We start from the raw sequence: 25,311 nt of genomic DNA on the forward strand, positions 1-25,311 counted from the left end.
GTCTCTTGTCAGGTCTCGCGCGGGTCGAGCGCATCGCGCAATCCGTCGCCCAGCATGTTGAAGCCGAGCACGACGAGGAAAATCGCGGTACCGGGGAAGATTGACATGAACGGAGAATGCATCATGAAATTCTTGGCACTATTCAGCATCGAGCCCCACGAGGGATTGGGCGGTTGCTGGCCCAAACCAAGGAAAGACAGGCTAGCCTCGGCTATGATTGCGGTTGCGACGGTGATTGTTGCCTGCACCACGAGAGGTGGCAGCACATTCGGCAGGATGTAGCGCAACAAGATCAGCCGATGTGGCAGGCCGATTGCGCGGGCGCCTTCCACGTAATCCTCTGTCTTGACCGAAATGACCTGCCCACGCGTCAGGCGGATGAATATCGGCGTTGCTGCGACGCCGATGGCCAGCATGGCGTTCAGAAGCCCGGGGCCGAGCGTCGCGGCAAGCGCGATGGCCATGATCAGTGTCGGGATGGATAGCAGAGCCTCGGTAAAGCGGGAGATGACCCCGTCGACGAAACCTCCGAAATAGCCGGCCAACAAGCCGAACGGAACGCCAATCGCCACCGCAATGGCCACCGAGACCACGCCCGCAAGGAGCGAAGCGCGCGCCCCCCAGATCAGCCGGCTGAGGATGTCTCGTCCCACTTCGTCCGTGCCGAGGAGATGAGCGGCCGTGGGGGGCTTGCGAATCTCGGTGAAGGACGAGGCAGAGGGATCCTGCGGCGCAAGATATGGCGCAAAAACCGCGACCAGCAAGAAAAGGACGACCAGAGCCGCGCCAACGAGCGCCGGACCGTTGCGGATCAGCTTGGCAAGGCCCCTGAACCTGCGCCGCGGAGCGAGGTTGTCTATCTCGGGGTCCAATTGGACATTCTGAATGGCTTTGGTCATCGCGGATGCCTGAGACGCGGGTTGATAACGATGTAGAGGATGTCTGCGAGCAGGTTTGCGAGGATGAAGCCCAGCGCAGTGCATAGCACGACCCCCTGCACAACCGCGTAGTCTCGGGTGAAAACCGCATCAACGATGAGCTTCCCGAAACCCGGAATCGTGAATATCTGCTCGGTCAGGACTACGCCTGCCAGCAATTCGCCGAACAGTAGTGTCGAGATGGTGACGATCGGCATGAGAGCGTTGCGAAGGGCATGCTTCAAGACCACGGACCGGCTCCGCAGTCCCTTGGCGCGCGCCGTACGTACGTAATCTGAACTTAGCACGCCGATCATGGCCGAACGCGTGTGTCGCATCAGGTAGGCCGATACCGCTGTGGCAAGGACAAAGGATGGCATCAACATGGCTCGGATAGAGGGCCACAGCCCTTCGTCCAACGGCACGTAACCGGTGGCCGGCAACCAGCCGAGCCAGACCGAAAAGAACATGATGAGAAGAATGCCGAACCAGAAATTGGGGATGGACATGCCAGAGAGCGCCACAACGTTCGCAGCATAGTCCAGCGACGTATTTTTGCGCACCGCAGCGATGATCCCGGCCGGGATCCCGATCAGCATTGCTAGCAGTATCGACATCGTCGCGAGTTGAATGGTGATGGGCAGCTTCTGCAAAATCATCTCGGCGACCGGAAGTTCTGTGCGAAGCGACATGCCGAAATCGCCCTGGAGCACTTGGCCGATCCACGCTAAATACTGAATCGGTATCGGCTGATCGAGGCGATACTTCGCGCGCAGATAGTCTATCAGCTCGGGATCGGGATCTTCAGCTGCAAGCGTGAGGATCGGATCGCCTGGAAGTAGTCGTTGCAGACCGAACACGATCACCGAAACCAGAAACAAGGTCGGTATTGCAACGATGATGCGGCGGAGGATGAGGGACAGCATATTTGCGATCTTCGGTTGGAGGGTGGAGCGACGACACTGGGCCGCCGCTCCGCTCTCGTCAGTCTTCGGCGAGTTTGACGCCGGCCAGCCGGATCACGCCGTCGGGGTGAGGCGTGAAGCCCTCCAGATCTGTTGTGTAGGCGTAGTAATTCGGTGTGTAGTAGAGGTAAATCGTCGGGATTTCCTCCTTCAGCACAGCCTGCGCTTCGTCGTAGTAGGCCTTCCGCTGCGCATCATCGGTAACGGTTCGCGCGGCGAGCATCGCTTCCTCCATTTTCGCGTTGCAGAACTTGCCCGGGTTAGCCGCGGATTCGCAGCCTAGATAGCGGTAGAAGTTGCCGTCGGGATCGACCCGGCCAGAAGCGCCGGTCTGGGCCGCGTCGAAGTTGCCCTCGGTGCGCTCGGAAAGATAGGCGGCGAATTCAACCGGCCGCAGGGATACTTCGAAACCGGCTTCGGCCGACATCGCCTGCACGAGTTCGAACATCTGCTGCATCAGCGAGTTGTTTGCATAGGTGATCTCGAACGACACGCTGTCGTAACCTGCATCCTTCATCATTTGGCGCGCGCCCTCGACATCGCGGCCGCCTCCGTCAAATTCGGGATTGTAGGCGAAGCTGGCCGGCGAAAACGGCTGGTAGGCCGGCTGATAGATGCCGAGGCCTACGACCTGGTTGATCACCTCCCGGTCAAGCGACAATTCAAATGCGCGGCGCAATTGTGGGTCTGAGTTGATCGGACTGTCAGCACGCTCACCGTTGTTGAGGTTGAAAACGATACCGTAGTAGCCGAGGCCGGGGATCATTTGGAAAACGAGATCGGATTCGGATTTGATGGTTTCGATATCCGACGGTGCCGGGCGCTCAATGAAATCTACGTCTCCAGCCCGCAGGTTCGCGAGCCGTACGGTAGCATCCGGAATAGGTTGATAGACCACCGTGTCAAAATGGTAATTCTCGGCATCCCAGTGATCCTCGAACTTCTTGAGCGTGATACGGTCGTTTTGAACCCGTTCGACGAAACTGTAGGGCCCAGAGCAAACCGCCGCTCCCGAAGCTTCGACGTCGAAGCTGGCGGGGGACACGAGCATCCCCGCCCGATCGGAAAGCTGTGACAGGAATGTGGCGTCGGGCCCCTTGAGAGTGATCTCGACGGTATATTCGTCAGTGACCTCATAGCTTGCGACAGAGGAGAGTTCGCCTGCGCGCCGGCTCTCCGGCAGGTTGATCGCGCGATCGAGGTTGGCGATCACCGCCTCCGCATTGATTGGTTCTCCGTCGTGAAAAACAGCGTCTTCGCGTAGCTTCATCGTCAGCACGGTATTGTCCTCACTCCAGGACCACTCGGAAGCGATGCGGGGCACAATGGCGAGGTTCTCGTCGGTATCAACCAACTTGTCGCACAATGAGTTGAAAACCAGGCGACCGACATAGCTGTTGCCGCGATGAGGATCGAGCACGTCTGGATCGTCCTGGAGAGCGATGGTGATATCCTGAGCCGCAACGGTCGTCGCCAAGAACGTGGTCGCCAGCAGGCTGAAACCTGTGTAAGCAAATAGTCTACGTGTCATCTTAACACCCTCTGTTGGTTGGTTTTCGCAACGACCATGCGTGGCATCATCGCGTTTCCTGCCCTTTTTCAGGGTCTTTTCATTTTCGGCCTTCATCGAGCATGCCCCAGACGTGCCGCCTGACGCTCGCGAAACAGATCGAGCCGTGCCGTCAGTGCAGGGCTCTGTGTGAGCTGCGAGGCCAGTGGGCTTGCACCGGCTGCGGCGATGTCACGCCAGAAGTGACAGGCGACCTGACGGCCGTCCTGCACCGTTTCCAGAGCGGGCGAACTCTGAGAACAGGCCGGACGGGCGTGAGGACAGCGCGTGTGGAAACGGCACCCCGACGGAGGTGCGGTTGGGCTGGGAACGTCACTGGTCAGCAGTTCACGCTTGCGCCGCGTCGAAGGGGTTACGGCCGGGACCGCCTCGAGCAGAGCCTGCGTATAGGGATGCAGCGGCGTTTCATAAAGCGCGTCGACATCCGCGATTTCTACCGTCTCACCGAGATACATTACCGCTACCCGGTCGCTCATATGACGCACCACGGCCAGGTCATGAGCCACAATCACCAGCGTAAGGCCCAGTTTTTCTTTCAGCTCCTCCAGCAGGTTGACCACCTGAGCCTGGATCGAAACGTCCAGCGCCGACACTGGCTCGTCTCCGATAACAAGCTTTGGGCCGCTCGCCAGCGCGCGGGCAATGCCGATTCTTTGACGCTGTCCGCCCGAGAACTCGTGGGGATAGCGATCAGCGAAGTCGGGCCGCAGACCCACCGTCCGCAGCAAATCATCAACCCGATCGCGAACCTCCCGGCCACGTGCGACGCGATGGAGCCGGATTGGCTCTGCCACGATCTGGCCCACGGTCATTCGCGGGTTTAACGAGGCGAAAGGGTCCTGGAACACAATCTGCATATCCCGGCGAAGGGTTCGCAGAGCGCCTTGGGGTATATCGGAAATGTTGCGCCCTTCAAAGAAAACCTCCCCCGAGGTCGGCTCGAGCAGGCGAAGCAACAGCCGGCCGAGCGTAGACTTGCCGCAGCCACTTTCGCCAACGATGGCAAATGTCTCCCCCGTGCGCACGGCAAGGGAAACGTTCGAAACGGCATGAACCTGCGGCGCCCTGTTCAGCGGTCCCGGCGGCTTGCCGAACACCTTGACGAGGTTACGCGCCTCGATGAGGTGGGACTCTGCATTCTTCATGCTGGCACCGCCTTTTCTTCCAGCGGCGCATACCAGCAAGCCGCTGTGTGACCCGGCGCCGGAGAGATTGCCGGTGGCGCTTGTTCGTGACAGCGGCGATCAGCGAAAGGACACCGTCCCACAAAGCGGCAGCCCGCCGGCATTCGGTCCAATGGCGGCACTGAACCCTCGATCGTCGCAAGCCGGCCTGAACGCCTGCCGAGCGAGGGGACCGAGCCAAACAAGCCGATCGTGTATGGATGCTGCGGATCCGAGAATATCTGTTCGACCGTGCCGCTCTCGACAATCTTGCCTGCATACATGACCGCGACGCGGTCCGCGACCTCAGCGACCACCGAAAGATCGTGCGTAATCAGGATCATCGCCGTTCCAGTTTCGTCCTGCAGGTTCTTCACGAGTTTCAGTATCTGAGCCTGGATCGTCACGTCGAGTGCGGTCGTCGGTTCGTCGGCTATCAGCAGTTGCGGTTGGTTGGCCAGCGCCATGGCAATCATGACCCGCTGACGCATGCCTCCGGACATCTGGTGGGGGTAGACCGCCATCCGTGCCTCGGGGGCTGGAATCCGGACCATTCGGAGAACCTCGATCGCACGGGCGTGCGCCTCAGTTTTGGTAATGGAGTTATGCCGGCGAATGCCCTCTATGATCTGATGACCGATGGTAAAAGAGGGGTTGAGGGAGCTCATCGGCTCCTGGAAGATCATTGCCATTCGGTTGCCGCGCAAACTCGCGCGGCGACTTTCAGACATCGTAAAGAGGTCTTCGCCCGCAAACATTGCCCGTCCCGACAAAACCCGGGCCGGCGGCGTTGGCAAGAGCCCCATGAGCGCCATCGAGGTCACGCTCTTGCCGCAACCGGATTCACCGACGATGCAAAGCGTCTCGCCTGCGTGGACCTCGAAGCTCACACCTTCGATGATGGGCGGTACGCTCCCCTTCGAAAAGGTCAGGTGCAGATCCTCGACTGATAGCAGAGGAGTGCCGTTCATGCTGCTGCCTTTTCAAAGAAGCGCGCTGGACGGTAGGGCGCATATTCGGCGGCAGGACGACCCTCGAGTATCTCGTCGCGCAAGGCCATGCCGATGAACGCGCTCGTGTTAACTCCGCCATGAGTGACGGCGACCCAGTAATTGGAGATGCCCGGAATTGGGCCCACACAGGGCAGACCGTCTTGCGGGATGGGCCGCACGGCGATGCGCACTGCCTCGACCGGCACACCCTGCAGAGCAGGCACAAGCTTCCAGAGCCGCTGCACCAGCTTTTGCGCCACTGGATGATCCGGCTGCGGAGCATCGCCCTCTCCAACTTCGGCATCAAGATCATTGGCCCGCAGCAGCAGACGTCCCGCGCCATCGGTCCTCAGGTTCAGGCCCGGCGTGCGCAGTACCTTGCGAATCGTTGTCGGCAGCGACGGGGTGTAGGCAATCAGTCCCACGGTCGGCGCGAGAGGGACCTGCAGCCTCGGCTGACCGACCAACTCGCTGGACCAACGACCGCCGCAATTCACCACCACGTCAGCCTCGATCCGTTCTCCGCCCGAAGTCAGGACGCCACTGACGGTATCACCCTCAAGCAGCACCTCCCGTACGGGCGTTTCGGACCTCAGGATGAGCCCATGCTGCTGCACTGCACGATGCAGGAGCTCTCCGATGAATACCGGAGCTTCGATATAGCCGTCCTCGGGATAATGGATCGCAACATCCCGTTCGGTGAGCGCGTCTTCGGCAAGTTGCGGCTCGAGCCGCCGCAGGTCGGACTGCTGCAACGCCTCGGCGGGATACCCCAATTCCTGCAACCTTTGCAGTTTGGCGTCGACGAGCTTGTCAGCAATGACCGGGTCTTCGCACTCCGCATCACGCCACTGGATCACGCCGGGACGAACATGCCAAGTGCCTCGCGCTCCGAACTCCCCCACGGTTTCGCGATGCGCCCGACCAGCAGCGAGACTGAGGCGATAATAGTCGTCAGAGCCGACTCTCTCGCAGGCGCTAACCCAGGCGAAGCTGCAAAGAGATGTGCCGGCTCCCACGCGACCTGCCTCTAGGAGTTTGACGCGGACACCTGCCTGCGCAAGACGGAAGGCAACAGACGCTCCGATCACGCCGGCTCCAATCACAATTGCCGATCTCGCCATATTCAAACCTATGTAATTCAGCTTTGTCTCAGGATGCCATTTTTTGAATTCATTTCAAGAAGGTTCTATAAAATAAAATAATTTCAATCTTCGGGAGCCCCTTGGAGGACCCCAGTGTGCTCGTAAATTCGGCGTCGCAAAACGCGGCCCAGCGATGGACTTCAGCTTTCGCCCGACTCCTCGCGGAAGCTTATCGCGGCAGCGCGTTTGTTCTGCAAATGCTCGAACATAATCCCGGCGAGCTCCGAGCCAGCGCGGCGCTGCAGCGCATCCAACATCCGCTCGTGTTCTCGCATCGCCTCCCCCCAGCGTTCACGGCGCGACTCGCGATTGGCGCTGTAGCGGATACGCTGGATCCTGCTTGCAAAATTCGCATGTGTCGCTGTCAGGAGCGCATTACGCGCGGCGGCGACGATGGCGTTGTGAATCTTTTGATTCAAATCAAAATAGGCCGGCAGATCTCGCCGCATGTAACAAGAATACATTTTGTAGTGCAGGCGTTCGATCTCCTTCACCTCATCCTCAGTGATCTCTTCGCAGGCAAGGCGGCCCGCCAGGGCCTCGAGCCCACCCATCACTTGAAACAGCTCTTTGATGTCACTGTCATCATAGGATCGGACCCGCGCGCCGCGATTTGGCAGAAGATCGACCAACCCTTCGGCAGCCAACACCTTGAGCGCTTCCCGCAAGGGCGTACGGGACACGCCCATTTGCTCACAAAGAAGGCGCTCAGGGATGCGAGCGCCATCAGGAAGACTGCCCTCGAGAAGATAGTTACGCACGCTCGCAAGGATCTCCTCGTGCAGGGACACCGCCTCTCCCGATATCGGCCTCAATCCCGCGATCCGCGGGCCGACCTCATGATTTGTGCTGTCCGCCGGGTTATCCATGAGAATCCTTTCTCGATTTCAGTCAATTTACACAATTTCCAATGCTCGCAAACCATTGCAAATCGCCAAAATGAATGCAAAATTCTCATAGAAGAACACAAATTGTAATTAAAGGGGCGACCCATGCCTTACCGCGTCGGACAGCACTTCCTACACATACCTGGCCCAAGCCCTGTTCCAGACCGGGTTCGTGCGGCCATCGGTCGCCAGATCATCGATCATCGCAGCCCGGAATTCGCTGCGCTGGGCCACGAAGTTCTGTCCGGCATCCGTGAGATCTTCAACACTCAGCATCCCGTGCTGATCTTCCCCTCCTCCGGAACAGGCGCGTGGGAATCCGCCATCGTCAACACGCTGAATGTGGGCGATCGTGTGCTGATGGTTGAGACCGGCCACTTCGCAGATCTTTGGCGCCGGCTGGCCGAGAACTGGGGAGTAGAGGTCGATATGATTCCCGGAGATTGGCGCGATTGGGCCGACCCCGAAGTGATCCGCGCAAGGCTTGCCGCCGATCACGAGCACAAGATCAAAGCAGTGATGGTCGTTCACAACGAAACCTCCACTGGCGTGGTGAGCCCGATCGCGCAAATACGTCACGCCATAGATGATGCAGGTCACCCCGCATTGCTGATGGTAGACGCGATTTCTTCGCTGGGATCTCTACCCTTCTTGCACGATGCATGGGGGATAGATGTCACCGTGAGTTGTTCCCAAAAGGGTTTGATGTTGCCGCCGGGCCTTGGGCTGGTCGCACTGTCGCCGCGTGCGGTCGAAGTCGCGCGATCCGGGGGTAGTCACAGATCCTATTGGGACTGGTCGGCCATGCTTGCCGCAAACGCGGACGGAGTATTTCCTTATACGCCCGCGACCAACCTGCTTTTTGGACTTTCGGAGGTTCTTTCCCTCCTGAAGGAAGAAGGCATTCAACAGGTCTTCGCACGGCACGACAGGCTCGCCGCGGCGACGCGCGCGGCGGTAGATGCCTGGGGGCTCGAGACCCAGTGCCTAAACGAGGCGGCGCATTCCTCGGTTTTGACCGGTGTTGTGATGCCCGAAGGCGTGGATGCCGACGCCGTACGCGAACTAATCCGTGCGCGCTACAACCTGTCGCTCGGCCAAGGGCTATCCCGTCTTAAGGGTCGAATTTTCCGCATTGGACATCTGGGGCAATGCAATGAGTTGACGCTGATGGCGGCACTTTCCGGGGTCGAGATGGGATTTGCCGATTCCCAAGTGCCCTTCACACCAGGTGGCGTTCAAGCCGCCATGGAGGTATTAAGGAACTGAGGAACGCAGGACGATGGCTTTGAACAAACCGGGTTTGCCGGATGTTAATTTCAGTTAGCTACGCGGCAATGTTCTCAGTTTCCAGAGCTGCGATGAAATTGGCCTCTGCTTATGCCGGCGGAATGTTCCCGATCGGCTCAAGCAGGCGGCGGGTGTTGAACCAATCCATCCATTCGAGTGTTGCGTACTCCACGGCTTCAAAATTGCGCCACGGACCACGGCGGTGAATGACTTCAGCTTTAAATAAACCATTGATCGTCTCGGCCAGAGCATTCTCGTATCTCATTCGATATCCTCCCCATCCCCGATCACGCCTTTTTTTTAGAATGCGGTGTTACAGAGTCAGATCGGCGACGACTTCCTTCAGGTCGCACATTTCACGCTTCAAGCCCGTCACCTCGCCGGACGTCGCCTGGCGCTCGGTGTCACCCGACAGCCGCTTATTGCCAGCCTCCAGGAACTCCTCCCACCAGATATAATAGAGCCGCTGCGCGAGCCCCTCGCGCCGACACAGCTCGGCGATCGAATACTCCCCACGCATGCCTTCAAGTACAATTCGGATCTTCTCCTCGGCCGAGAATTCGCGCCGGGTCTTGCAGCGACCGTCTTTCACATGTTTTTCGGCCGACCCTTCCGGCACGGATTTCTATCTCCCCTTCGCTCCCTTGGCGGGCTACGATGTGTCAGAAATCCTCCTTAAGCAATTTCGCCGAGATGTCGCATGGTTGCTGACGGGGAACACGCACCGCCGATGTTGACGGGTTTCAAGGTTGAACTGATCGAGGAAGAAGAACTCGTCCTCGTGCGGACCGTTCAGAAAGCTGCGTCGGAAGAACCGCACTATGTCCATGTTGACTGGGACCCACAGTTTGCAGCGTCACAGGCTTTGGCTACACTTGCAACAGACCCACACGGGCTGATGGTCGGCCTTGGACCTCTCGGCCTGAGTTACATCCTTCGCGCTGGAGGTAGCGGTTACTTTCGAAAAGGTGCTGTCAAACCATACCTGGAAACCGGCGAACCCGAACTCGTTGCGGGGGCTCCCCGCTTCACCTATCCCGCCTATGCCGTCTACGCAGAGGCGAGCACGGCCCGCGCAGTACTGCCGATCGTATTGGACGGTCTCAAACAGGTGGTTCGGTGATCTGGGTCCTCGATCGCGGCGATCGGGACGGTAACGTCACATCGCATATGGAACATCCTTCATCCACCACGCGTTGTTCTCGGCAATGTCCAGTCAAGGAGTACAGTCCAATGGCCAGGTTCGATGTCGGTGATTCAGTGAGCTGGAATTCGGAGGCCGGACGGGTCTCCGGAAAGATCATCAAGATCCACGACAGCGACTTCGAGTACAAGGGGCACAGGCGGCGCGCATCGCCAGACGAGCCCCAATACGAGATCAAGAGCGACAAGACCGATCATATCGCCGCTCACAAGGAATCGGCGCTTTCAAAAAATGGATGAGGCGGTCCAGCCTGAAGGAGTCGCTTTCACGATCGGCCATTCGAACCGGACACTGGAAACCTTCAAGGCAATGCTTCTGGAAGCGTCAATCGACATGGTTGTCGACGTGCGCAGGTTTCCGAGATCACGGACCAATCCGTCCTATAATTCGGAGTTTCTCGAGCCGCAGCTCCAATCTGATGGAATCGGCTACATCCATTGCCCGCCACTTGGCGGTCTAAGGTCCAAGGTCGTAGAAATTCCGCCTGATGAAAACGGCTTCTGGCGCAACAAGAGCTTTCACAACTACGCGGATTTCGCCCTCACTGATGGGTTTCAATCGGCGTTGCTCAAGCTTCTCGACCTGTGCCGTAAGCATCGTTGTGCGCTCATGTGTGCGGAGGCGGTCTGGTGGCGCTGCCACCGGCGGATTATCACCGACCACCTCATTGCACGCGGCGTGAGCGTCTATCATGTCATGGACATCGGAAAGCTCACCAAGGCGCACTTGTCCGACGGCGCCGTGATCGACCCCGACCTGCGTGTTCGCTACCCAGCTCGGTAGAGGCCAGCAGGCCTCATTCGGAGGTTGGCAGGGTTCGCCTTCTGACCAGCGCCTCCACATCTCGCCCAAGGGTGGCTACGGCCAGCGTTCGCCCGCCCCTCCGGTAGCTGACGCTGGCATCGCACGCTGCAATATCGCCATCAACGGCCGCAACATCCCAGTCTTCGGCATGGCCCACATAGCGAATGGAAATGTCGTAATGCGCACTCCAGAAGAAAGGCGTGTCGTCAAACAACCTATCATCGCCAAGCATGTTTGCAGCTGCCACCTGACCCTGTCGCTCCGCTACCACCCAGTGTTCAATGCGCATCGTTTCTCGGTTCTGCGGCCCCGGCCAGCGCGCCACATCACCCGCCGCGTAAATGCCGGGGGCAGACGTCTGGAGCCGTTCATCGACGAGAATTCCATCATCGACCGACAGCCCCGCCTTCTCCGCCAGTGCGGTGCGCGGGCGTACACCTGCACCGATGACAACCAAGTCCGCATCAATCGTGTCATCTGAAGAGAGTGTCACCGCATTGGCGGAGATCGCCTTGATCGAAGTCCGCATGCGGAAAGTGACACCATGGTCTTCGTGCAACCCGGCAATAAAATCTCCCAGCGCAGGCCCAAGCACCTTCTCAAGCGGACGGGCATCCTGCGTGACCACGTGCACTGTCAGTCCGCGCTGCCTGAGCGCTGCCGCCGTCTCGAGTCCTATGAAACCCGAGCCCAGCACAACGGCAGTTTTCGCTCTCTCTGCCGCATCGGCAAGGGCACGTCCGTCAGCAAAGCTGCGCAGGGTGAAGACATGCGACAGGTCGGCACCGGGGATCGGTGGGCGAACCGGTTCCGCTCCCGTCGCGATCAGAAGGCGGTCGAACTCCAGAACACGCCCGCCCTCCAGCACCACGCGGTGCGCCGGCACGTCGATGAAGGAAACCGTTTCGCCCAGTTGCAGATCGATGTCGTTCTTCTGATAAAACTCATCCGGCCTGAGCGGCATCCATTCGGGCGGCGCATCTCCGGCGAGATAGTCCTTGGACAGGTTCGGCCGGTCATACGGCGCATCCTCGTCGGCGCCGAGAAGAGTGAGTGCGCCATCATAGCCTCTTCTGCGCAGCATTTCGGCGCAAGCAAATCCGGCAGCTCCAGCGCCAATGATCACGATGGCGCGCGGTTCATCCGTGTTTGCTATCACGCGCGGCGGCGGCGCCGCCTTCTCGCGAACGAAAATGCGTTGGCCATCACGCTCCACCTTCCAGCATGACAATGGGTCAAAGGCAGGAGCGGCCAGAGCCTCGCCGGTGCGCAGTGAAAAACAGGCATGATGAAGCGGACAGCGAACGGTTTCTCCGGTGATCAGTCCCTCGTCCAGCGGACCTCCGTAATGCGTGCAACTGGCATCGACCGCCAGAACCTCTTCACCAACACGTGCAAGCAGAACGGAGGCCTTCCCCACATACCCACGCAACATCTGTCGGTCGTTGAAGTCAGCCAACGTCACTCCCTCGGTGAGGTCCCGGCCCCTATCCACGTCCTGCGTATTGCCCATGCCATGTCTCCCTTCGTATCACTTGCCCCGCGGAGCGCAGATGGTTCCCGCCCAGCAAGCAGCCCTACTCGCAAAGTCCTTCCGTCCGGGCTCGAGCCATCACGCCCGCCACGATGCGATCACAACGCTCAGCTGCAAAGCTGAATGCCTCGCCGATGGCGACGTCCATCTCCTGCGCGAGACTTTCACGCAGAAGGGCACGGGCACGAAAATAGCGTGTGCGGACTGTGGCTGCGGGAATGTCCAGCACCTCCGCCACCTCATCGACGCTCATTTCCTCGATTGCGCGCAGCATGAAGACACTGCGAAATGCTTCGGGCAGCACCGCGATACGCGCCTCGATCAAAGCGCGGAGCTCGGACCGTTCGACCGAATGCTCCGGCCCACGAGCAGGTGCTTCCGTCAGTGCCGAGCGTGTGTCCTTGTCGGACGACATCATGGCTGTCTCCAGTGGAATGATTTGCGCGCTTTTCCGGCGCAACCGGCCCAACGCCTCGTTGACGGTGATGCGGACCAGCCACGTGGAAAGCTTGCTTTCGGCGCGGAAGCCCGACAACGCGCGCCAGGCATGCATCCATGCTTCCTGCGCGACATCCTCTGCCTCGCCGTCGCTGCGCACGATGCCCCGGGCCGTTCGGAACAGGAGCTGGTTGTGGCGACGCATGATCGCCTCGAAGGCGGCGCCGTCCTTTCGGGCCGCACGCCTGGCCAATTCGGTATCCGGAACATCTTCAGTGAATACAGATGCAGCCCGTTCGATGGCTTCATGCATTTGTGCCTCCTCGGAGTTGACTAACACCAGCACCCTTCATCCCGTTCCCTGGCATTGATGGTTCACCACTGCCGAGCCAACAGAATAGACTTGTCGGACTTGATCTTGAACGTCTGATCAGGATCACTTGTCACCCCCTTTTCGCAGGTCGAGAAATTCACGCCTCAGCGCCTCGTTCTGCAAAAACGCGCCGCGCATAATGGACGTCGTCATCACCGGCTGCTCATCCTTCACGCCACGCCAGTGCATGCAAAAATGATCCGCCTCCATCACGACGGCCAGCCCCTCAGGCTGAAGACGGCTTTCGAGTTCATCGGCCAACATGATCACAGCTTCCTCCTGAATCTGCGGGCGGCTCATGATCCAGTCGCAAAGGCGGGCAAACTTGGACAGACCGATCAGTTCAGCCTCCCTGCTGGGAAGGACTCCGATCCACATCTTTCCCATGATCGGGCACAGATGGTGGGAGCAGGCACTGCGCACCGTGAGCGGGCCGACGATCATCAGTTCATTCAGCTGCGAGACGTTGGGAAAGCTGGTGACGGGCGGCGCCGGGCGATACCGCCCTGCAAACACCTCATCGACAAACATCCTCGCCACCCGCCGCGCGGTGCCCACGGTGTTGTGATCATTCTCCGTGTCGATCACGAGCGCGTCGAGCACCGCATTCATCCGGTTCTCGACTTCCAGGCAAAGGTCTTCCAGCTCACCATCCTCGATGAAAGCCGCAATGTTGTCATTGGCCCGGAAGGTGTGGCCGGCATCCCTCAAACGTGCGCGAATTCGGGCGGATACCGGGACGCTGTCGCAGGTGTGATCGGGGGGGAACATCGTGTTGAGCACAATCAAACTCCTTCTTGCGGCAAAACGGCCGCTCGGCGGGATGGGGCAATTGCTCCGTTCGACCATTGGATGCGCGGACCCGGCGCTGCGTTCCCGAAACCTCGTAGCGCTTTTATTCGGTAAGGGAGGCTCAATTTCGGGAACGTTTTGCAGCGGCGCGCATCCAATGGATCGAGCACCCTCCAAAGGGCCTCCATCCAACAGGAAAGGACAACCCCATGAAATTTCTGCCAATACTGTTTACCACCGTATCGCTTCTTGCAGCAGCTCCAGCAGTCGCGCATGACGAGGAAACCCTGAAGGAAGCACCGCCCGGAGAACCTTACGTCAAAGTCAGCGATGCTTTACCCCTGCCGGAGTTTATCCCGGGTCTCGGCACGCTGTTCGTCGATCCCGAAACCCTGCCCGCCGGCCCGTTCCTGGCCTATGATCACGATGGCAAACTATCCGCCACAGTCTACATGACGCCCCTCGAAGAACTGCAGAATGGTACCGCCTATGACGGGCTGAGCATTGGCTCGCACACGGTGAGTGGCGTCGACATCTACTACAATGCCGGCCATCCGGGCGTGGACAAGCCACACGCGCATGTCGTTCTTTACCATGACGCTGACGCCAAGGGACGTCTGGCAGAATGATCACCCCGCGTCGACAATTCCTTGCAATGGGAGGCGGCCTTGGCGCCGCACTCCTCTTTTCGCCTTCGATCAAGGCTGCACCTGCCGTGACAATAGAAATGCGCGGCACCTCGCGCGGCGAGCGAATCTGGTTCGCACCTGTCGGACTTGCAGTCTCGCCAGGCACGACCCTGCGTTTCGTCAATCGGGATAAGGGCAACAGCCATACCGCCACAGCCTATCACCCGGCGAATTTTGATCGTCTGCGCCGCATCCCTGCCAATGCCGCTCCCTGGGACACGGGGTTTCTACTCCCGGGAGAGAGTGCCGAGATCGTTCTCAAGGTACCGGGTGTCTACGATTATTACTGCGTCCCGCACGAGATGGCGGCAATGGTCGGTCGGATCGTCGTGGGAAAGCCGAGCGATGCCAGCTTTGAAGGCCCTGCCCCGGCCACTGACGATGTCACGGCCGAGGTCCTCGACGCTTTCCCCTCTGTCGAAGCTATCATAGCCCGCCGCCTTATAGATCCTCTCCCCCATTAAGATCGAGGGGATACCCCCGCCCGTACAGCGTTGTGTAGGCGCGAGATGCTGTGAGTGTCTCAAGGGACCTTTCAGCATCTCTACTGCAATACATGGATCCGAGACAGTGGGCGTTGCGGCGAGCGCACCACACCTGTCTTTGCCGAGTGAGCACCGCCTGTTTGGGCGTCTTGCGTATCAAGTCCGAGTGCCTTGATAGCAGCCACCGCTTCAGATCGCGTGGTCGCTTCGCGCAATCGTTGCGCAAGCGATGTGTCCTTACCCAGCCGGTTGAGCCGCAGAAGTGCAGTACGAAGCCACTTTAAGTCGTGACGGCCACCCATAAGGGCTATCAGGGTGTCGACCGCCAAACCGTCCGCAGCTTCGAACTCCACGGGTCTCTCGAGGCGGCGCACCACGATCATGGTCTATTCCAGACCCGAAAGCTCCGTATGTGGCAGCGCAACGCCACCACCGATGGCTATCGTTCCCAGTCTTTCCCGTGCATAGAGCGCGCTGGCAATATCGATCTTGCTAAGACCGGGCCGAAACGTCGCGACCTGAGCCGCCAGAGCCCAAAGAGCCCAAAGAGCCCAAAGAGCCCAAAGAGCCCAAAGAGCCGCCTTACGGGTGATGGATGTTTTGTCAAATGCAAGGTCGACTGCGAAAGAAACACGAACGGGTATCATCGCACGCCCTCCTTTCGTTTGATAAAAAGACAGCTGAGCCTGCGACTGCAGAACAGCATTCGACTGTGCCGCGGGGAGCCTCTCCCCGCGGCGCTGTTTTCAACCGTCGACGGCACGCCTCACCTTTCCACCAATCACGGCAAAGGGACGTGGGCAGACGCCGCTTCTTAATTTGTCGACTATTTCCGCTTTGCGGAGATCAACTGATCAGCCACGCTATCGGGCTGATTTACGTCTTTTTTCTTCTTGCCTTTCGGCTGCTTGCGCTTCTGGTCGCCTTTTCTCTTGGCCATATCGATTCTCCAAATCTTTGCGTTTGCGAGAGATCTCCCTGGCACCGAAACCACCGGCACCAGGGTCACGATCCGATTTGGAGGCACACTCGCGTGGCCGGAGACAAAATCAAGAACGCCATGGCATCTTGGCTCCTGCAGCTACACGGCCAGGCTGAAACCGCACCGCCTCGACGGCGTCGTTTCCCGACCGACCACGGTTATTTCAGAAGGGTTCGTGACGGGCGACCCTTGCCGTCTTGCATCATGTGCCCAACACCGCGCAGACGCGCCTTGTAATCGGCAAACTGAACACCTCCAGAGAAGGTATTGACGGGTGCAGAGCACCAAGGGCAACGCACCGCGGCACGAGGAAGGCTCGCAGCACAGCAATCGCAAAGCAACAAGGTGGAACGCATGGACATATCGAACTCCCAATACACAATCTCGATTGTGCAACAGAACAGACGGTTTCTTTTTCAAGAAAACGACCCGGAGCCGAACTAATAAGATTTACATCACTTATATAGATCCGCCCCGGGCGATGACATGCATCATCCGATCACCGCGGCGAAATATAAGGAACGATTTTCTATCCATGCCTTCTATATAATTGAAATAAAAACAAAAACAACCATCCGCGGATTGTGCGCCCTTACGCCGCATCCCATAGCGCAGGGGCAACTGTTTCCTAGTTCATAGCCTTATTGGCTGATGATTTCGGATCATGGCATTGATGATGACGAGCAGTTTCCAGCCGCAGCGGTGAGGATTGTCTTTGGCGCCTCCCATCCGGAAGTTGGATTACAGTACTCGGCTTCGAAGAGAGAATGTCTGACTTGGGCCGAGAAGCGGGCGTTGACCTGATGGTCCTTGCCACGCCCGACCTTGTCGACAGCAGTTTTCATGTTGTCGTAGATCCCACGCTGGGGAACCCCTCCCAGAACCCGGAAAGCGTGGTTGTGAGCCTCGAACAGCATCTCATGGGTTTGCAGGAGATATGCGCGGAAGATGAAAGCCCGGCTGCAACTGAGCATGAAGTGGGCAATCTGCAGCTTTATCCGCTCGCCGCCGATGATCGCCCAGACTTCGGACCAGGCAAACTAGAAGGCTTCACCAGGCTCGAACGCCAGCGGCACGAAGGTCCCGCGGCCGCTTGGTCTGCTGCCCACGCTGCCGGTCCGCTTTCCAGTCACGCGCAAAGGCGGCCACCCGGCCAAAGGAGCCATCATAGCCCAGGCTCACCAGATCGGTGTGCAACTGTTTGATCGTCCGTTTCTGATTGCGCGATTTGGTGGCCTCCGCGCGTAGCCAAGTCGACAACTTATCGGCAAAGGCATCGAGTTTGCTGGGCCTCTCGGGAATCTGGAACGCAGGTTCAAACGCATCACTGCGCACATACTTGCGCACTGTGTTCCGTGACAATCCGGTCCGCCGGGAAACATCCCGGATCGAAAAGCTGATCACGAAAATGCCAGCGTCTGATCACGCTCAACAACGCCAGTCTATCACTCAGTCGCCCCCGCCGAAATCACGCAGGAGTGGGTTTAAACATGGGTCAGTTCTCAGTGAAAAAATCAGGCGCTACCGGCTCAGTTCTCGGCGAATATCAACAGTCAGCCTCCAGATCGCGCATTCGAGGCAATTCGGGTTCGCTCTGGCTGAGCGGTTCACGATTCTTGCCGCATAATTGACCTCCGATCAGGCCTCATTGCGCTTCCATTCAGCCGTTGCAGCAAACCCTTCCCGCGCCAACGCTAATTGGCGCTTTGGTCGAACAGGCGAACGGCGTCGAGCATCACCTGCGCGCCCCTGGCCAGCGCCTCCTTGTCGGCCCATTCCTCCGGGCAATGGCTGCGCCCCTTCAGGCAGGGAATGAAGATCATTCCGGCCGGCCCGACCTTGGCCATATAGGCCGCGTCGTGCCCCGCACCGCTCGGCATGTGGATGTGCGATAGGCCGTTGGCGCGCGCCGCCTCGGCAAACGCCTCCTGAACCTCTTCGCTGCAGGCCACCGGCGTGCCGGTGCTCACCTTCGTCAAGTCGATATCCAGCTGCGCCTCAGCACAAGTGCGGCGTGCGAAGTCGATGAACGCCTCGGCAAAACGCTCGATCTCGGCGCTGCGGTTGGATCGGATTTCAATGGAGAAATCGACGCGGCCCGGTACGACGTTGGAACCGTTCGGCGTCACGTCGAGCTTGCCGATGGTCGCCACCAGATAGGCGCCGCCGGTGTCCTGCGTGCACGCCAGCCTTTCTGCCTCGGCAATCATCCTGGCCGCACCGACGAGCGCATCGCGCCGGCGATTCATCGGCGTGGTCCCGGCATGCGCCGCCTCGCCGACGATGGTCAGATGGTAACGGGCGATGCCGACGATGTCGGTGACAACGCCGATATCGACGCCATCCTCCTCGAGCACCACACCCTGCTCGATGTGCAGTTCAAAAAAGCCAGCGACGTCGCCGGCGGCGCGCAATGGAGCTGTCAGTTGCGCTGGATCCCCCCCCATGGTTGCAATCCCCTCGGCGGTGGTGGTGCCGTCAGGCGCGACAAAGCCAAGCTGCTCCGGGGTCAGCACGCCAGCAAGCGCGCGGCTGCCGATGCACGACAGCCCATACTGATTGGGTTCCTCGGCCAGGAAGTCGACGACCTCGAACGGATGGCGAAGCGGCGCGCCGCTTTCGGCGATGGTTTCGGCGACCTCAAGCGCGACCAGAACACCGGCAATGCCGTCGAAACGTCCGCCGCGTGGCACGGTGTCCGTGTGCGAGCCGCAGACAATCGGCGCGCGTTCGTCCTCTGCTCCGGCCAGTCGTCCGATCAGGTTTGCGCCGGCATCCGTGCTGACGGCGAGGCCGATTGCCTCCATCTCGCCCGTCAGCCATCGACGGCCCTGTTTGTGCAGATCGCTGAAGGCGACGCGGGTCCAGGGCCGGTCGGGTTCGGTGATCTCCGCCAGCGCCTCGATGCGCCGCCACAGGCGGTCGGCGTTGATCGACAGGCGATGCTCGCCGTTCACGGTCTTGTCCGCAGTCTTGCTCATCGTCATGTCCCCGCCCCTATGCCCGGCCGAACGGCTTGACGAAACCGCCAAACCCCTGATCGACGACAACCTGCTTGCCGTCCCACACCTTCTGTCCGCGCAGATAGGTGGCCTTCACCTGCGGCAGGGTCATGCCGTTGTAGAGGCTCCAATCGGAGACGGTTTGGCTGTTTTCGACGCTCCAACGCGCCTCGCTGGGGTCGATGATGCTGAAATCCGCATCGGCGCCCGGCGTCAGCGCGCCCTTGCGCGGCGCAAGCCTGAAGTGAGAGGCAGGATTGGCCGAAAGAACGCGGGCGGCCATCGACAGATCGACCCCGCGCGCCAGACATTGCTTGATCAGGACCGGCACCATGACTTCGATGCTCGGCCCGCCGGAGGCGTTCTTCAACATGTCCGGATCGTTCTTGCGATCAAGCGACCAGGCGACGTGATCGGTCGACACCAGGTCGATATTACCAGCCGCAAGGTGCCGCCAGAGGGCCTCGCGTTCGCGCGACGAGCGGACCGGCGGATTGATCTTGGCCAGACCGCCGACACGGGCGACATCCTCATCCTCGCTGAAGACCAGGTAGTGGATACAGACCTCGACGCTGGCGGCGAAACCCTGGCGGCGATAGCTCTCGCATATCTCGATGCCGCGTCCCATGGAACAGTGCACCACATGGGCGCGGCAGCCCGTATAAGCGCCGATCTCGTAGATCTCGGCCATGGCCAGCGCCTCGGCGAAATCCGTATGGCTCTTGCCGTGCGCCGTATAGTCGGTAAGGCCCGCAGCTTTCACCTGAGCCAGATCATGCGCCACGGTCTCATGGTTTTCATTGTGCACGCCGGCGGCAAGCCCGGAGGGGGCAATGGCGGCGAACGCGTCACGCATCAGCCAGGGCGGGATGCGCGGAAAGCGGACCGGATCCGTGCCGAAGGTTGAGAATTTGAAGCCGCAGACGCCGGCTTCGATCTGCTCGGCGATCTTGCCGACGCCGTCATTGGGATGCACCGTACCGTAGAGCGCGACATCGACATGAGCCTCGCGCTCCACATCGCCGGCTTTTGAACGAACGGCATCGGCGCTGCACACCAGCAGGCCTTCGTCATAGGGCATCTCGACCATGGTCGTGACGCCGCCGGCGGCTGCCGCCCGCGTACAATTGGCCAGGCCCTCGCTGCCCTTTTGCGAGCGCGAATGCACCTGCGCATCGACCGCCCCGGGAAAAACATAGGCGCCGTCGGCATTCAGGCGCTCCCGGGCGATACCGGGATCCTCCGCAGTGATCGAGACGACCCGCCCGTCCAGAATGCTCAGGTAATGCCCCGGCAAGACCGCGCGCGGCGTCACCACATCTGCGCGCACAACCAGATCAAACATATCGACACCTTTCATTTCATAGTCGCCAGCGCGAGGGCTGGCCATTTGTTCAACGGGCCAGAATTTCGCTCACGGCGCGCGATACACCCGCCTGCACGGGATCGATCACGGCAATGCCGAGCGCGTCCTGAAGCGCACTACGGTGTTGGGCCATACCGGCGCAGCCCAGGACGACGGCACCTGCGCCATATTCGTCGCGAAGCTCCCTGGCGCGCGCGAGAATGCGCGGATAGACGGTGACATCGCCAACCGCCTCAGCAACACTGATCTCCAGCGGCAGTTCGCCGGCCAGCCGGTCCCAGACGCCAAGTCGGCGGTAGATCGGTTTGTGCCGCGCAACGGATGTGCGCGACAGGGCCAGAACGCCGAACTGATCGGCCTGCGTCAACGCCGCGTAGATCGCGCATTCGCCAATGCCGAACACCGGCTTGCCTGCCGCCTCCCGGCATGCATTAAGCCCGGGATCGAGAAAGCAGCCAATGACGAAGGCGTCGTATCGCGACCGCTCCTGACGCAGGAGCGCCGCCAGCATCGGCGCGACGATCGCCGCGTCGGTCTCGCTTTCGATGCCGAAGGGCGCGCCTTCCAGCGTCTGCGTCCGGATGGTGACAGCCGTGCCGGCGGCGAGCCCTGCCAACGCCGCGGCCATCGCGTCGGTTACCGCAGCGTTGGCGTTCGGGTTGACGACCAGGATTTCAGGCTTCGAGCTTGGCATCTCGCGTGACACTCCCTCGGGCTTCGTTTCGGGCAGCGATAAAATTGCCGATGATGATGGCCAGGCTGACGGCGGACGCGGCGGCGATGATCTCCACCTTGTCGAAGACGAGGCACACGCCACACAGGAGAAGAACGCCGCGCAGCACCTTGCCCATCGGCCGGAAGGCGAAGCCGGTAAAGCCGATCGCTAGTGACATGATCGACAGAACGCCACTGAACAGCGCCAGCGAGAAGCTCGTCGCGTTGAAATCGATCAGCAGCAGCGACGGGCTGTAGACGAACATGAACGGCACGAGAAGTTTGGCGATCGACAGGCGGAAGCCGATGATCGCCGTCTTCATCGGATCGGCCTGGGCAAGGGCTGCCCCGGCGAATGCAGCCAGCGCGAAGGGCGGCGTCAGATCCGACAATAGGCCGAAATAGAACACCGCGAAATGGGTAGCCAGAAGCGGAACGCCGAACTCGTACAGCGCCGGCGCGACGATCGCCGACAGGATGATGTAGAGCGGCACGGTAGGAATGCCGCAGCCCATCAGGATGCAGGCGAACGCCGTCAGCACGAGGGCGAAGAAGAGGATCGTGCCGCGGTCGTCGATCAGGTCGAACGGATCGATCACGCTGAACAGGTCTGCGCCGGCCTGGGCCGCCGAAAGGACGGCTGCTGACAATTTGAAGCCGATGCCGGTCAGGGTGACCGTGCCGAGGATGAAGCCGACGCAGGCGCAGGTGGCTGTGATGACCAGCGTGAAGCGGGCGCCCTGTTCGAACGCATCGACGATCCGCCACGGTGTCAGGACCGTGCCGCCGTCGCCGGTGACGAGTTTCGGCAAGCCGGCATGGCGGGCGGCCAGCGGGATGTAGGAGACCAGCACGACGAGGATGATGCCCCAAAACGCCGCCAGGAACGGCGTGAAGCGCATCAGCAGAAGCGCGACCATGACCACTGGCGGCACCGCCAGGTGCCAGTATTGGCGCGCCACGTTGAGGGCGCTCGGGATCTCGTTGTCCGGCAGCGCGCCCAGGCCAAGACGCTTGGCCTCGAAGTGCACAGAAAGCAGCACTGAGAGATAATGGAAGGCGGCGGGTAGGATGGCGATCAGGATCAGCTCGACATAGGGAATACCGAGCGATTCCGCCATGACGAAGGCTGCCGCGCCCATGATCGGCGGGGTGATCTGGCCGCCAGCGCTGGCCGAGGCCTCGACCGCGCCGGCAAAGGGCGCGCGGAAGCCGGCCCGCTTCATCAACGGGATGGTCAGCGATCCCGTCGTCACCGTGTTGGCGACGGTCGAGCCGGAAATCATGCCGAACATGGAGGATGCGACAACCGACACCTTGGCCGGACCGCCGGAGAAGCGTCCGGCAATGGCCGTCGATAGGCCGATGAACAGCTGGCCCAGCCCTGACAATTGCGCCACCACGCCGAACAGGATGAAGTGGAAGACGAAAGTGGCGACGACGCCGGTGGCGATGCCGTAAATGCCTTCCGTGCCGAGATAGAGGTGGTTGATGATGCGCGGCATGGAAAAGCCGCGATGGGCGATATCAGCCGGCAGCCATTGCCCGGCAACCGCGTAGAAGAGGCAGAACATGCCGATTGCCGGCAAGGCGGAACCGATGGTGCGCCGCGTCGCTTCGGCAACAAGAATCATCGCCAGTGCGCCCATCAGGTAGTCCTGGGCGATGGGCTGGCCGACGCGGGCGATGAAGATGTCCTTGAAGAAGACGATCAGATACAGGGAGAAGCTCGCCGCCAGAGCCATCATCAGATAGTCGGCGATGCCGATCCCATTGCCCTTTTCGGCGGCGGCCCTATTTCCCGTCAAATTGGGCAGGGCGAGAACGACGATGACGCCGATGGCGGCCCAGAAGGCCAGCGACAGCGGTGCCGTTGGCTCCAGCCGGAGCGCAGACCAGGCCTGCCAGCTGATCCACAGATAGCAGCCGGTGAAGAACAGTGTTGTGATCGTCGACTTGACTGTCCACCGGCTGTCCGCCCGCGTGAACAAGAGGAAGATCAAGGCCATGGATACGGCCAGGTGAACGGAGCGGTGGATCACTTCCGTCAGCACGCCGAAGCCGGCGGTGTAGAAATGATAGGCCGACAGGCCGAAGGCCAGCAGCGTCACCAGCCGCGCCGTCATGCCGGCAACGACGCGGAAATCCGTCTCCGGATCGACGATCCCATGATCGGGCCCATGACCGGGATCTTCAACACCCACGGGGGACTGCTGTTGCATCGTGACGCCGTCGCGGCTCATGACTGGGATATCTCCTTGTTGCAAATGACCGCGTAGCTCATGACGGCAAACGCCCTTCTCGCCTGTTTATCGCCGGCAAACCCGCGCCGGCCGCAGGGCAATCGGTCCATCGCCGAAGCGCTGCCCCAGATAAACAGGTTCCAGCGCGAAAAGCCCGTTGTTCTGCGCCACCTGGACGCGAACCACCAGATTGTCGATCCGGCGTTCCAGGGCGAGTTGCAGATGACCATCGATCTTTTCCAGGTGCTGGGCCGGATCGTCGGTGGCACTCTCCATCCCGTATCCCGGATCGGTGTAGACTTCCGCGTCCTGGACAATCGCGCCGGCGACGATGCGGTATCGGCTTTCGACAGGCGTGCGGAATACGGAGTGTGTGTAAGACAGGGAGAAGCGCGGATCGTCGGCGTCGAGCGGCACTTGCATCAGCAGCGCGCCCGACCGGGGCCGCACCAGGTCGAGCCGCCATCCGCAATCGGCAGCAACCTCCCCGGAAGGCTGCCCGGTAGCCGCCCCGATACCGGCCCAGATGAGGGCCGCCATGGCGCCTAGAAGAACGCCAAGGCCGCTTCGCTCGATCGTGGTCACTCGACCGCGAGACCCTTTTCCTCAAAGTAGCGCTTCGCGCCGGGATGCAGAGGAATGGAGATCGATTCCAGTGCCGATTCCAGCGCAACGTTCTTGCCCTGTACATGCACCTTGGACAGCGTCTCGCTGTTCTCGTAAATCGCCTTGGTGACTTCATAGACCACGTCGTCGGCCATCCCGTCATGGGTGATGAGCAGGGCGCGCAGTGCGAGGGTCTTGACCGCTTCGTCCTGCCCGTCATAGGTGCCGGCCGGAACAGTCGTCGTCGCATAATAGGGCTGGGATTCGCGAACCTTGGCGATCTCCTCGTCGGTCAGCGACAGAAGGCGCACCTTGTGGCTGCTGGCCAGATCCTGGATCGACACGGTGGGAAGGCCGCCAATGGCGAAGAACGCGTCGATGTTGCCGTCGCGCAGTTTGTCGACCGCCTGGCTGAAGCTCGAAAAATCCTCGCCGACATCGGCGCGCGTCATGTCGAAAGCGCCCAGAACGTCACCGAAAAGCTGATACATGCCGGAGCCGGCCGGGCCCGACGATACCGTCTTGCCTTTGAGATCTTCAAACCCCTTGATGTCGGAATCGGCGCGCACGACGATCTGCACCGTTTCGGGGAACAGGGCGCCGATGGCCCGCAGATTGGTGACTGCGCCATTGTCAAACTGGGCCGTGCCGCGATAAGCCTGATCGGCAATGTCGGCGCCCATCATGCCGGCTTCGATCGAGCCTTCCTGCAACAGTCTGGCATTGGCGACCGAGGCGTTGCCGGTCTCGGCCGTGGCGATGACACGCGCGCCGCCAACTTCCGCATTGTTGGAAATGACCTGCGCGATCATGCCGCCCAGGGGATAGTAGACACCGCCGGTCGAGCCGGTGGCGATGCCGAAGAAAATGCGATCTGCCGCCGCTGCCGGCGCGCTAAGCCCCGCCACCAGACACAGTCCGGTCAGCGCGACGGCTGCCCTGGATACCCAGCTCTTGCGATACATTGTAGTCCTCCAGTTTTTGCGGCATTCGTTTTGCCGGCTTTGTTGCATAGGGGACGGGCCGCCACTTCTTGTCGATGGCTGACGCACCCGCTCCACGAGACCCCAACAGTAATGGCCTATGGATGAAGTATCGCAACCGGCCATCAATAATGTCTAATAAATTAGTTAACCAGTCCAATAACTGT

Annotated in this window: 23 protein-coding genes and 3 pseudogenes; 6 read left to right on the forward strand and 20 right to left on the reverse strand. The window is 60.4% G+C overall.

From position 1 onward, the window contains the following. Positions 1 to 8: 8 nt before the first annotated feature. From BLW55_RS10885 to BLW55_RS10915, 7 genes are all read right to left on the reverse strand, one after another. Complete coding sequence (locus BLW55_RS10885; RefSeq protein WP_090328834.1) at positions 9 to 899, reverse strand: ABC transporter permease; 891 nt, start codon at positions 897 to 899, stop codon at positions 9 to 11. After that, positions 896 to 1,843, reverse strand: coding sequence for an ABC transporter permease (locus BLW55_RS10890; RefSeq protein WP_090328836.1), 948 nt, complete (start codon positions 1,841 to 1,843; stop codon positions 896 to 898). Before BLW55_RS10890 ends, BLW55_RS10885 begins: the two co-directional genes overlap by 4 nt. 58 nt (positions 1,844 to 1,901) lie before the next feature. Further along, positions 1,902 to 3,509 carry an ABC transporter substrate-binding protein gene (locus BLW55_RS10895; protein WP_244509046.1) on the reverse strand — a complete coding sequence of 536 codons (1,608 nt, stop codon included), beginning with the start codon at positions 3,507 to 3,509 and terminating at the stop codon, positions 1,902 to 1,904. Beyond that, positions 3,506 to 4,597 carry an ABC transporter ATP-binding protein gene (locus BLW55_RS10900; protein WP_090328838.1) on the reverse strand — a complete coding sequence of 364 codons (1,092 nt, stop codon included), beginning with the start codon at positions 4,595 to 4,597 and terminating at the stop codon, positions 3,506 to 3,508. The genes BLW55_RS10895 and BLW55_RS10900 overlap by 4 nt, the downstream gene beginning before the upstream one ends. Next, positions 4,594 to 5,586, reverse strand: a complete 993-nt coding sequence (locus BLW55_RS10905) for an ABC transporter ATP-binding protein (protein WP_090328839.1) — start codon at positions 5,584 to 5,586, stop codon at positions 4,594 to 4,596. The genes BLW55_RS10900 and BLW55_RS10905 overlap by 4 nt, the downstream gene beginning before the upstream one ends. Beyond that, positions 5,583 to 6,731 (reverse strand): NAD(P)/FAD-dependent oxidoreductase, encoded by a 1,149-nt coding sequence (locus BLW55_RS10910; protein WP_090328840.1) that lies wholly within the window; start codon positions 6,729 to 6,731, stop codon positions 5,583 to 5,585. The genes BLW55_RS10905 and BLW55_RS10910 overlap by 4 nt, the downstream gene beginning before the upstream one ends. A gap of 161 nt (positions 6,732 to 6,892) precedes the next feature. Then, on the reverse strand, positions 6,893 to 7,621 hold the full coding sequence (locus BLW55_RS10915) for a GntR family transcriptional regulator (RefSeq protein WP_090328841.1): 729 nt from the start codon (positions 7,619 to 7,621) through the stop codon (positions 6,893 to 6,895). Between the two features lie 123 nt (positions 7,622 to 7,744). Here BLW55_RS10915 and BLW55_RS10920 point away from each other — a divergent pair, with 123 nt between their 5' ends. Further along, a complete protein-coding gene (locus BLW55_RS10920) occupies positions 7,745 to 8,908 on the forward strand; it encodes a pyridoxal-phosphate-dependent aminotransferase family protein (protein ID WP_090328842.1) in 1,164 nt (387 codons plus the stop codon). 109 nt (positions 8,909 to 9,017) lie between these two features. Here the strand turns inward: BLW55_RS10920 and BLW55_RS10925 are convergent. Together BLW55_RS10925 and BLW55_RS10930 are read right to left on the reverse strand one after the other, a co-directional pair. Next, positions 9,018 to 9,188 (reverse strand): annotated as a pseudogene (locus BLW55_RS10925) (integrase core domain-containing protein); the annotation flags it as partial. Between the two features lie 57 nt (positions 9,189 to 9,245). Continuing rightward, positions 9,246 to 9,548 (reverse strand): annotated as a pseudogene (locus BLW55_RS10930) (transposase); the annotation flags it as partial. A gap of 81 nt (positions 9,549 to 9,629) precedes the next feature. On the opposite strand from BLW55_RS10930, the gene BLW55_RS10935 reads away from it, so the two are divergent. The 3 genes from BLW55_RS10935 to BLW55_RS10945 all read left to right on the forward strand — a co-directional run bounded on the left by BLW55_RS10935 (position 9,630) and on the right by BLW55_RS10945 (position 10,916). Beyond that, the gene (locus tag BLW55_RS10935; protein ID WP_177175064.1) at positions 9,630 to 10,052 is read left to right on the forward strand and encodes a hypothetical protein; all 423 of its coding nucleotides are present in this window, start codon (positions 9,630 to 9,632) and stop codon (positions 10,050 to 10,052) included. Positions 10,053 to 10,162: 110 nt separating this feature from the next. Further along, entirely contained in the window at positions 10,163 to 10,372 is a 210-nt protein-coding gene (locus BLW55_RS10940) for a hypervirulence associated TUDOR domain-containing protein (protein WP_007009994.1), read from the forward strand. Further along, a complete protein-coding gene (locus BLW55_RS10945) occupies positions 10,365 to 10,916 on the forward strand; it encodes a DUF488 domain-containing protein (RefSeq protein WP_090328844.1) in 552 nt (183 codons plus the stop codon). Before BLW55_RS10940 ends, BLW55_RS10945 begins: the two co-directional genes overlap by 8 nt. Positions 10,917 to 10,929: 13 nt before the next feature. Here the strand turns inward: BLW55_RS10945 and BLW55_RS10950 are convergent, their stop codons facing one another. From BLW55_RS10950 to folE, 3 genes are all read right to left on the reverse strand, one after another. Next, positions 10,930 to 12,450, reverse strand: coding sequence for an FAD-dependent oxidoreductase (locus tag BLW55_RS10950; RefSeq protein ID WP_090328845.1), 1,521 nt, complete (start codon positions 12,448 to 12,450; stop codon positions 10,930 to 10,932). 64 nt (positions 12,451 to 12,514) lie between these two features. Further along, positions 12,515 to 13,222, reverse strand: coding sequence for an RNA polymerase sigma factor (locus tag BLW55_RS10955; RefSeq protein WP_090328846.1), 708 nt, complete (start codon positions 13,220 to 13,222; stop codon positions 12,515 to 12,517). Between the two features lie 123 nt (positions 13,223 to 13,345). Continuing rightward, the gene (gene folE, locus BLW55_RS10960; RefSeq protein WP_244509049.1) at positions 13,346 to 14,251 is read right to left on the reverse strand and encodes a GTP cyclohydrolase I; all 906 of its coding nucleotides are present in this window, start codon (positions 14,249 to 14,251) and stop codon (positions 13,346 to 13,348) included. Between the two features lie 32 nt (positions 14,252 to 14,283). On the opposite strand from folE, the gene BLW55_RS10965 reads away from it, so the two are divergent. Then, positions 14,284 to 14,703 carry a hypothetical protein gene (locus BLW55_RS10965; protein ID WP_090328847.1) on the forward strand — a complete coding sequence of 140 codons (420 nt, stop codon included), beginning with the start codon at positions 14,284 to 14,286 and terminating at the stop codon, positions 14,701 to 14,703. Continuing rightward, the gene (locus tag BLW55_RS10970) at positions 14,700 to 15,227 is read left to right on the forward strand and encodes a plastocyanin/azurin family copper-binding protein (protein ID WP_244509051.1); all 528 of its coding nucleotides are present in this window, start codon (positions 14,700 to 14,702) and stop codon (positions 15,225 to 15,227) included. Before BLW55_RS10965 ends, BLW55_RS10970 begins: the two co-directional genes overlap by 4 nt. Positions 15,228 to 15,307: 80 nt before the next feature. Here BLW55_RS10970 and BLW55_RS21070 read toward each other — a convergent pair whose 3' ends face one another. The 8 genes and pseudogenes from BLW55_RS21070 to BLW55_RS11015 all read right to left on the reverse strand — a co-directional run bounded on the left by BLW55_RS21070 (position 15,308) and on the right by BLW55_RS11015 (position 25,126). After that, a complete protein-coding gene (locus BLW55_RS21070) occupies positions 15,308 to 15,631 on the reverse strand; it encodes a PTS sugar transporter subunit IIA (RefSeq protein ID WP_090328849.1) in 324 nt (107 codons plus the stop codon). 1,321 nt (positions 15,632 to 16,952) lie between these two features. Further along, positions 16,953 to 17,671: pseudogene (istA, locus tag BLW55_RS10985) on the reverse strand (IS21 family transposase); the annotation flags it as partial. Positions 17,672 to 17,924: 253 nt separating this feature from the next. Beyond that, the gene (locus tag BLW55_RS10990; RefSeq protein WP_244509052.1) at positions 17,925 to 19,211 is read right to left on the reverse strand and encodes a Zn-dependent hydrolase; all 1,287 of its coding nucleotides are present in this window, start codon (positions 19,209 to 19,211) and stop codon (positions 17,925 to 17,927) included. Between the two features lie 16 nt (positions 19,212 to 19,227). Beyond that, on the reverse strand, positions 19,228 to 20,577 hold the full coding sequence (locus tag BLW55_RS10995) for a dihydroorotase (protein ID WP_090329968.1): 1,350 nt from the start codon (positions 20,575 to 20,577) through the stop codon (positions 19,228 to 19,230). Positions 20,578 to 20,626: 49 nt separating this feature from the next. Next, positions 20,627 to 21,292, reverse strand: a complete 666-nt coding sequence (locus BLW55_RS11000; protein ID WP_090328852.1) for an aspartate/glutamate racemase family protein — start codon at positions 21,290 to 21,292, stop codon at positions 20,627 to 20,629. Next, positions 21,273 to 23,555 carry a TRAP transporter permease gene (locus tag BLW55_RS11005; RefSeq protein ID WP_090328853.1) on the reverse strand — a complete coding sequence of 761 codons (2,283 nt, stop codon included), beginning with the start codon at positions 23,553 to 23,555 and terminating at the stop codon, positions 21,273 to 21,275. The genes BLW55_RS11000 and BLW55_RS11005 overlap by 20 nt, the downstream gene beginning before the upstream one ends. A gap of 66 nt (positions 23,556 to 23,621) precedes the next feature. After that, a complete protein-coding gene (locus tag BLW55_RS11010) occupies positions 23,622 to 24,140 on the reverse strand; it encodes a DUF1850 domain-containing protein (protein ID WP_090328854.1) in 519 nt (172 codons plus the stop codon). Next, on the reverse strand, positions 24,137 to 25,126 hold the full coding sequence (locus BLW55_RS11015) for a TAXI family TRAP transporter solute-binding subunit (protein ID WP_090328855.1): 990 nt from the start codon (positions 25,124 to 25,126) through the stop codon (positions 24,137 to 24,139). Before BLW55_RS11015 ends, BLW55_RS11010 begins: the two co-directional genes overlap by 4 nt. Positions 25,127 to 25,311 lie beyond the last annotated feature (185 nt).

The organism is Nitratireductor aquibiodomus (assembly GCF_900105565.1).
In the GTDB taxonomy this organism is placed as follows: domain Bacteria; phylum Pseudomonadota; class Alphaproteobacteria; order Rhizobiales; family Rhizobiaceae; genus Nitratireductor; species Nitratireductor aquibiodomus.